This window comes from Amycolatopsis sp. NPDC021455 (assembly GCF_040640995.1).
Taxonomy (GTDB): Bacteria; Actinomycetota; Actinomycetes; order Mycobacteriales; family Pseudonocardiaceae; genus Amycolatopsis.
This window is the reverse complement of record NZ_JBFACT010000138.1, coordinates 1-8,078: the sequence shown is the minus strand read 5'-3', so window position 1 is coordinate 8,078 and position 8,078 is coordinate 1. Positions and strand designations below refer to the sequence as shown.

Below are 8,078 nucleotides of genomic sequence, written 5' to 3'. Positions count from 1 at the left end.
AACGACCACAGAGCTACGACGTCAGCGAGCGACCAACCCCCATTTTCAACCCCGAACGAGCGCCCCACCAGAGGCACACCCAGCTGATCACGCGAAAAGCCTCGATGATCACGGCGACATGCCCCTAAGCCAAGGGACGGCCCTGGTTCGCCATGCTCCGCTGAGGATGGGCGGCGGCCGTGGCCAGTGGGCGCAGCTCGCCGAGGTGGTCGCGGGCTCGCCGGGCCGTGGCCAGTTCCGCCTCGACGTCCAGTTCGGCGACCACGAGAGCGGGCCGTGAGCCGGTTCGCGCGCGGGTGTCGCCGTTCGGGGCAACGATCTTCGCCTGGCCGAAGAACCGGGTGCCGTGCATGACGCCGGCCTGGTTCGCGGAAACGAACACCACCTGGTTCTCGGCCGCGCGCACGCAGTCGTACACGTCGAACAGCCGGGCTTGGCGATCCCGTGCGAGGGTCGGGCTCCGGCTGCTGGTCGCCCACGACGACAGGCACGCGACGATTCCGGCGCCGTCGGCGGCGAGGCCGCGGGCGGACTCGGGGAACGCCTTGTCGTAGTCGAGCAGCATGCCCAGCCGGCTCGCCGGGGTGTCGAACGCGGTGAACCCGCGGCCCGGCAGGTGCAGCAGGGCCTCCGCCGCGGACAGGTGCACCTTGCGGTGCCGGCCGAGCACACCGTCGCCGGAAACGCACGCCGCCGCCGTGTACCGGGCGCCGTTTTCGCCTGCCTCGGTGTAGCCGAAGCACACGACCAGGTTTCCGGCCAGTGCCGCGATTTCGTGGACTTCGGGGCCGTCCGGGGCGAGTGCCGGTGGCAGGTGGTCGGGGTCGGCCGGGCCGAAGCCGGCGAGGGAGCCGCCGAGCGCGCCGTCCGGCAGCACCAGCAGCGCGGCGCCCGCCTGGCGGGCTTCCTCGATCAGCGCCGCGATGCGGGTCCGGCCGAACGCGAGGTCGCGGCCGAAGTGAGCGGCGACCGTGGCGATCCGGGTGAGTCCCATCCACGCTCCTCCTAGCTGGTCTTGCCGGCGCGGTGCAATGCCCAGCGGCGGAACCACTGCGTGCCGACGAGGGCCAGCAGCAGGCCGGCGAGCAGTGTCGAGCGGCTGATGCCACCGTCGTGAGCGGCCGGCAGCGCCTGGGCCGAGCCGGTCGACTGCCCGCCGAGGTCCTGCGGCCGGGCGTCGACCGTGGGGATCTGGGGCACCGCGGCGGGTCCGTAGTCGTAGGCGACCCGGTCCGGCGGGATGCCGGGCCCGGGGACGCCGCCCTGGCCGGCCACCCCCGGGAACTGCGACCCGAGCACCGCGCCGGGCAGGCCGGGGCTGGTGACGGTCGTCCCGGTGGCCGGCGGGGCGCCGGGGCCACCGGAGGCAGCCGGCGGTGCGGGGGTGCCGCCGGCCGGTGGCCGGGTGCCGGCCGGCGGCCGCGACGCCGGGGCGGGCGCGGGGGTGCCGGGCTTGGTCGTGACCCCGCAGTTCGCGCCCAGCAACGCCCGCACCGACGGCGAAAGCGCGTCGATCACCGGCGCCAGCAACGAGATCTTGCGCAGGTCCCCGAGGACGGCGTCGCCGACGGCGCTGCCGGGGATCAGGCCGTCGGTGGCGCCGATCGAGCCCAGCGCGATCGGCGGAAGGGCCTGCCAGACTCCGGAGAACGCCGGGCGCAGCACGTTGAGCGGATCCAGCGGGGCCAGCGCGGCGAGGATCTGCGGGGTCACCGCCGCGGGCTTGAGCGCCACCGCCTGACCCGGTTCGCCCTGGACGGTCACCAGGCAGCTGTCGAGCACCAGCGACCCGGCCGCCTCCGACGGCGTCGCGGTGACGGCGGCCAGCGCCGCGGCCACCGCGGTGACCGCGAGAACACGGGGCACGGCAGGGATTTCCATCGGGGTCACCTCGTGGCCGGGCGGATCACGGACGAACAGGAAACCTGGGTGCCGGGCCCGCGGGAGGACGCCTGGTGCACCACGTTGCCGTCGACGCTGACCGTGCAGCCGATCGACTCCGCGGTTTCGTTGTTCGCGGCCAGCACCTGGACGACGCCGAGGCCGGGCCCCACCTTGAGGGTGAACTCCTTGCGCCACGGCAGATCCCCGTTCACGACGGTCTCGGTGCCGTTCACCCCGTCGATCACGTACTTGATCTCGGGGGACTTCCCCGCCCCGGTCACGGAGTAGACGACCTGGTGCTCGGTGGTGGGCAGCCGGACCTGGTCCCAGCCGGCGGGCTTGTCCGGGGTGAACACGTCGGTGGCGATGACCACCGCCACCGCCACCGCGGCGGCCCCGAGCACCCAGGGCAGCCACCAGGTGCGCTGCGCCAGCCGGGCCGTCCGATTCCGGGGGGACGGCTTTTCCTCAGGCGGTTTCGGTTTCGCCGTTCCCGTGGTCAAGGCCGGCTCCTTCGGTCTGCGGAAACGATCATGGCAGCAGCTCGCTTTCTTGGAGTCTTCTCAGGTGCGCGGCACGCCGATGTGGGAATCTCGGAAGACGAAAGGCGCGGCCTCGCCGGCGCCTGGTGGCGACATGGTGGCACGCCTTGGGCCGTTCTGACCAGAGGCCGCCGAATGGGGCCGTCCGGGCCGGGAGGTGAGCGTTAACCTGCCCGAAACGACCGCCGCGGAACCGGAGCAGCAGCGGATATTGGCTGGTCAGAGCGCTGTTTGGCCGAGCGGTGCGCTCGGCTGGGTGGCCTAGTTCACGCAGCCGTTGCGGGGTGGGCGGTAATTCGCTTCCGGGGCAAATAGGTGCCAGTCGTCCGGGATGTCCGGTCGGCCGACCGGAACCCCGCGATCAGCGGGAACGGGGAACCTTTCGACGAGATCGAAAGTGCGGCCCGGTGGCACCTATTTGAATTGCCGGTCATTCTTCTTCCGGTGCGGATAATTACGTCTTTCACTCCGGAAAGAACTCGGCAAGGGGTCTTGGTAATCCACAGTTAACAGCGCCGAGAAGCGTTGTACACGCGCCGCCGCCCTAATTGTGGCTCCACGTCCACGGCGTTCGGTCGATTGATGAGGACCAGATGGCGCATCAGCCGAACGGACGGGGAACACCGGAACGGCCGTATCGCGGCCGGGCCCCGCCGACGTGGCCCGTGCTCCGCGAATCTCCCACCCGAGTGGCCGGACTCGGGCGCGGGTTTCGCGCGGCCAGCGGAATTCACCCCATCCGAAGAACCGTGCAGCACCGAGCCACCAGGGCCCACCCGACCGGGACCCCGGTGGCCCGCGCTGCCCCTGCGAAGAGAAGGGAAGACGATGCGTCCATCGCATCCGTTGCGCAGGTTCTCCTCCGGCGGGCTCTGGCGCCGCCGCCGAGCCTCACGCGCCCTGGTGCTGGCCACGACCGTGGCACTGAGCACCCTCGGTGTCGTGTTCACCGGGCCGGCTCCGGCGTCGGCGGCCACGACCAACGTCCAGCAGCAGAATCTCAGCTTCAACCCCGCCGACGTCTCGATCGCCGTCGGTGACACCGTCACCTGGACCAACACCGAAACCGACGGCACCGTGCACAGCGTCGTGCAGTCCGGCGGGGGCGAGATCAACTCGCCCGACATGCCACCGGGTGCGTCGTTCTCGCACACCTTCTCCAGCCCCGGCACGGTGAACATCACCTGCCGGTTCCACCCCGACATGTTCATGGCGGTGCACGTCGGCGGCACCACCCCGCCCACCACGACGGCCCCACCGACCACCACGGCCCCGCCGACGACGACGGCGCCCCCGACCACGACGGCCCCGCCGACCACCACCGCTCCGCCGACCACGACGGCGCCACCGGGGACGACGGCCCCGCCGTCGAGCGGCACGCCCGCCCCGACCACGACCGGGCCGGGCGGATCCCCCATCGGCGTCGGGCCGCTGCCGGTCAGCTTCCGGCTCACCGACGACAACGGGTCCTGGTACAACACCAACCTCAACCTGTTCGGCACCAAGTCCCTGGCCGTGGCGGAGCTGCCGCGGCTCAACCTGGGCAAGGTGCTCGGCCTGCTGCCGTCGCTCGACCTGTCCAAGCTGCCGCTGCTGGGCAACGGCGCACTGGACGGCCAAGGCGCGAGCAACCTGCTGGGCGGAGCCGTTTCGCAGCTCAGCAAGCTGCTGCCCAGCGGGAGCAACACCCCGCAGGTCGGCAACCTCGGGGTCGATCCCGCCCAGCTGCTCAACATCGGCGCGTTGCGCAGCGCGGTGGGCCAGGTCCTGCCCGCGGGTGACGCCCGGGCCGCGCGGGCGAACAGCCTGCTCGACCAGTTCCAGCAGCAGGTCGCGGCGCAACCGGCGAACGTGCCGGTGTCACTGGACAAGCTGCCGGTGGGCGCGGACCTGATGGGCCTGCTCGACGAGCTGAAGAAGTGGGCGAGCAACGACATCACCCTGCCGGTCACGGTGAACTTCGGCGTGAACCAGCCGGCGGCGGCGTCCGCGCACACCGCGACGAGCCTGATCTGGCCGGACGGGGCGAAGGGCTTCCCGTACGACCAGGGCGGGGCCTGGGTGGGCAACCAGACCGTCCAGCTCACCGAGCCCGGCCTGTACGCCTTCCAGTGCAAGATCCACCCGTACATGCTCGGTGCGGTCGTGGTCGACGACCCGCTCACCCCGGGCCTGGACTTCGGCAAGAAGCTGCACGTCAACAGCCGCAACCTGGTCGTGCCGTCCAACGCGGACATCATCACGCAGCTGGTGACGAAGTTCTTCAACATCACCGCGCCGGGCAACTGGCAGACCTACAGCGGCACGCAGGAAACGGAGTGGAACCCGTCGGACTACCCGCCGGCGCCGATCCTGACCTACGACGAGGCGGGCAACCCGCAGCTCATCCCGCTGCTGAGCCTGTACCTCAAGGAACACCAGGGCGTGCCGAAGAAACTGGCGGCCGCCAACAAGAAACCGGCGGTACCCGGCGTCGGCGAGGTGTGGGTCGACACCGAGATGGAGACCACGGCGCACAAGACCAAGCCGGGGACCGCGACGCGGGTGAACGTGCAGAACTGGGAAGTGGAACGGAAGGTCGCGCTGCCCCAGGTCAACATGAACAACCCGCACAACATGTGGACCGACAAGGACGAGAAGGTCATCTACCAGACCGAATGGTTCAACAACAAGCTGGACGTCTTCGACCGGGCCAGCGGTGCGTTCATCAGGCAGATCGAAGTCGGCCCGGATCCATCGCACGTGATGAGCCGGACCGACACCGGGCAGCTGCACGTCGCGCTCAACGGCGGTGGTGCGGTGATGGAGCTCTCGCCCGACGCCACGAAGATCGACCGGCGTATCCCGGTCGAGCTGCCGGGGGAGAAGGTCGCGCACCCGCACGCCCACTGGATGACCGGGGACGGGTCGACGATGATCACGCCCAACGTCAACCTGTACAACGCCACGGTCGTCGACATCCCGAGCGGGCAGATCCGGCACGAGCAGACCGGCGAACTGCCGATCGCCTCGGGCATGACGCCGGACGGCTCGAAGGCGTACGAGGCCGACTTCTCCGGTGCCACCGTTTCGTGCATCTCGCTGAAGGCCGACGCCTGCGTCGCCGACGGCGGGGCGAAACAGCACTACAAGAAGATCGACCTGTGGGCCAACTACGACCCCGTCAAGGGCCCGTCCGGGGACTGGGGTGGTCTGGACATCCAGATCCCCGTGGCACCGGACAACTCCGCGGTGCTGGTGGCGAACACGCTGACCAACAACATCACGGTGATCGACCCGAAGACGGACAAGATCGTCAAGTGGCTGCCCTGTGACTCCGGCTGCCACGGCATCAACTACGGGGCCAAGAAGGGCGGCGGCTACTACGCCTACGTCTCCAGCAAGTTCTCGAACGCGATGTCCGTGGTGGACCCGGACCCGAACGGCGACGGCAACCCGTCCGACGCCGCGGTGGTCGGCCGGATGGTGCTGACCGCCGGCCCGAACACGGCGACCGACGACCAGGTCACCGGGTACGCGGGGATGGGCGGCATGGGTGTGCTCCCGATCCCGCTCGCCTACGAGGGCTGGGCGAAGCAGGCGCCGAGCAACGCTGTCAACGACCAGTTGACCTGCCGGCAGCGCAATCCGGTCGCCTTCGCGACCGTGTGCAAGTAGCCGGACATCCGAGGAGGTCCGGGGGCGGCGCGCCGCGCCGTCCCCGGCCCTTCCCTGCGGTTTCCGTCCTCCAGAAGGGAATTCGATGCCTTTTCCACCACGGCCGGGCACGGGCGCGGCCCGGCGGTTCCGGCTCCCGCGCAGCCGGTCCCTGCGTTACGCCGTCCTCGGCTCGGCGATCGGGCTGACCGCGGCCGCGGCCGTCGGCCCGGTGCGCTCGGCGGTGAGCGCGGCGGAACCGGTGACCGTCGAACAGGCCGCGGTCACGCAGTTGCTGCAGCGTCCACTGGGGACGGCGTTCGGCCAGCAGTCGCAGGCCGAGGCCGATCTCGGCGACGGCACCACGCTCGCGGCGTGGGAGCTCAAGGACGGGGTCAAGGAGTTCCACCTGACCGCCGCCCCGCTGACCTGGGAGACCGAGCCCGGCCGCACGAAGCAGGCGCTGGCGTTCAACGGCCACCTGCCGGGCCCGGTCATCCGGGTCAACCAGGGTGACAAGGTGCGGATCGTCGTCAAGAACGACATGGCGAAACCGACCGCGGTGCACTGGCACGGCATGGAGCTGCCGAACGACCAGGACGGCGTGCCGATGCTGACCCAGCACGACATCGAGCCGGGACAGAGCTTCACCTACGAGTGGACGGCGGTGTCGACCGGCACGCACTGGTACCACTCGCACGAGGACGGCGACCAGGAGGGCCGCGGCCTCTACGGCGCCCTCGAGGTCGTGCCGACCCTGGGGGACATCCCGGCCGAACGCGACTTCCGGATCATGACCGGCGACGGCCCGCTCGGGTTCGTCTTCAACGCCAAGAGCTACCCGGCGACGACGCCGCTGGCCGCCAAGGTCGGCGAGCGGGTGCACATCCGGCTGATCGGCACCGGGCCGGAGATGTTCCACGCGATCCACATCCACGGCGGGTACTTCACCGTGGTCGCCCAGGACGGCCGTCCGCTCGCGGTGCCGCAGCAGATGGACACCGTGACCGTCGGGATCGGGCAGACCTACGACCTGATCTGGGTCCCGGTCCGCACCGGGAAGTGGATGATCCACTGCCACGTCTTCTCGCACTCCGAGGTGGCGTCCGGGATGACCGGCATGGTCACGATCGCCGACGTCCACCCCGCGACCGTCCCGCTGCCCGGCCTGCCGGGTGTCCTCGATTCCCCGCAACAGCACCACTGAACCTGGAGCCGACATGTCCGTTTCCCGCACCGCCCGGCGGGTCGCCGCCGTTTCGCTGCTCGGCGCCGCCGGCGTGTTCCTCGTCCAGCCGGCCGCCTTCGCCCACGTCACGGTCACCCCGGACACCGCCACCCCCGGCGGCTACACCCGTGTCGCCTTCAACGTGCCCAACGAGAAGCCGGGCGCATCGACGGTGAAACTGGAAGTGGTGCTGCCGGCCGACCACCCGCTCGCGTCGGTCTCGGTGCAGCCGGTACCCGGCTGGACGGCCACGCCGCAGCGGTCCAAGCTGCCCCAGCCGGTGGCGACCGACGACGGGACGGTGACCGAGGCCGTCACCTCGATCGTGTGGCAGGGCGGGCAGATCCAGCCCGGCCAGTTCCAGCAGTTCCTGGTCTCGCTCGGACCGCTGCCGAAGGACACCGGGCAGCTGGTGTTCAAGGCCCTGCAGACCTACTCCGACGGTTCGGTGGTGCGCTGGATCGACGTGCCGGACGGCAGCGGCGCCGAGCCGGAGCACCCCGCGCCGAAGCTGACGCTGGCCGCCGCGGCCGCCCCCGCCCCCGCCGTCGCCGAGCCGGCGGCCGCCGCGACCGACTCGACCGCGCGGGCGCTCGGCGGTGGCGGGCTGGCGCTCGCGATCGCCGCGTGCGGCTGGGCGTGGCAGTCGCGACGGCGGGCGAAGCAGGACCCGCCCAAGCCTTCCCCGGTCGCTCGCAAGCCGAAGGTCGGGGTCTGTCTTGTTCGCGGGCTCGATCGCCCAGTCCGGCACGCCCAGCTGCTTCAGGTCCGCGCCGTCGACGACCTTG

The 8,078-nt window shown here is 70.9% G+C and carries 6 protein-coding genes; 3 read left to right on the top strand and 3 right to left on the bottom strand.

The genetic code is table 11. The features are described 5' to 3' along the window. Nucleotides 1-124: 124 nt before the first annotated feature. The 3 genes from AB0G28_RS48740 to AB0G28_RS48730 are packed head-to-tail and all read right to left on the bottom strand — an operon-like array spanning nucleotide 125 to nucleotide 2,387. Nucleotides 125-994, bottom strand: coding sequence for a carbon-nitrogen hydrolase family protein (locus tag AB0G28_RS48740; RefSeq protein ID WP_361106352.1), 870 nt, complete (start codon nucleotides 992-994; stop codon nucleotides 125-127). Nucleotides 995-1,005: 11 nt separating this feature from the next. Then, complete coding sequence (locus tag AB0G28_RS48735) at nucleotides 1,006-1,881, bottom strand: hypothetical protein (protein WP_361106349.1); 876 nt, start codon at nucleotides 1,879-1,881, stop codon at nucleotides 1,006-1,008. Nucleotides 1,882-1,886: 5 nt separating this feature from the next. After that, nucleotides 1,887-2,387 (bottom strand): MmpS family transport accessory protein, encoded by a 501-nt coding sequence (locus tag AB0G28_RS48730; RefSeq protein WP_361106346.1) that lies wholly within the window; start codon nucleotides 2,385-2,387, stop codon nucleotides 1,887-1,889. An 867-nt stretch (nucleotides 2,388-3,254) separates the two neighbouring features. Between AB0G28_RS48730 and AB0G28_RS48725 the strand changes: the two genes are divergently transcribed. From AB0G28_RS48725 to AB0G28_RS48715, 3 genes are all read left to right on the top strand, one after another. Continuing rightward, nucleotides 3,255-6,083: a plastocyanin/azurin family copper-binding protein gene (locus tag AB0G28_RS48725; protein WP_361106343.1), complete on the top strand. Its 2,829-nt coding sequence runs from the start codon at nucleotides 3,255-3,257 to the stop codon at nucleotides 6,081-6,083. 85 nt (nucleotides 6,084-6,168) lie between these two features. Beyond that, nucleotides 6,169-7,269 (top strand): multicopper oxidase domain-containing protein, encoded by a 1,101-nt coding sequence (locus AB0G28_RS48720; protein WP_361106340.1) that lies wholly within the window; start codon nucleotides 6,169-6,171, stop codon nucleotides 7,267-7,269. A gap of 13 nt (nucleotides 7,270-7,282) precedes the next feature. Continuing rightward, a partial coding sequence (locus AB0G28_RS48715; RefSeq protein ID WP_361106337.1) for a YcnI family protein occupies nucleotides 7,283-8,078 on the top strand: 796 nt, incomplete at its 3' end.

Excerpts from the sequence above, each read along its gene's own strand:
- AB0G28_RS48740 (WP_361106352.1), bottom strand. The coding sequence starts at position 994 with ATGGGACTCACCCGGATCGCCACGGTCGCCGCTCACTTCGGCCGCGAC.
- AB0G28_RS48735 (WP_361106349.1), bottom strand. The coding sequence starts at position 1,881 with ATGGAAATCCCTGCCGTGCCCCGTGTTCTCGCGGTCACCGCGGTGGCC.
- AB0G28_RS48725 (WP_361106343.1), top strand. The coding sequence starts at position 3,255 with ATGCGTCCATCGCATCCGTTGCGCAGGTTCTCCTCCGGCGGGCTCTGG.
- AB0G28_RS48720 (WP_361106340.1), top strand. The coding sequence starts at position 6,169 with ATGCCTTTTCCACCACGGCCGGGCACGGGCGCGGCCCGGCGGTTCCGG.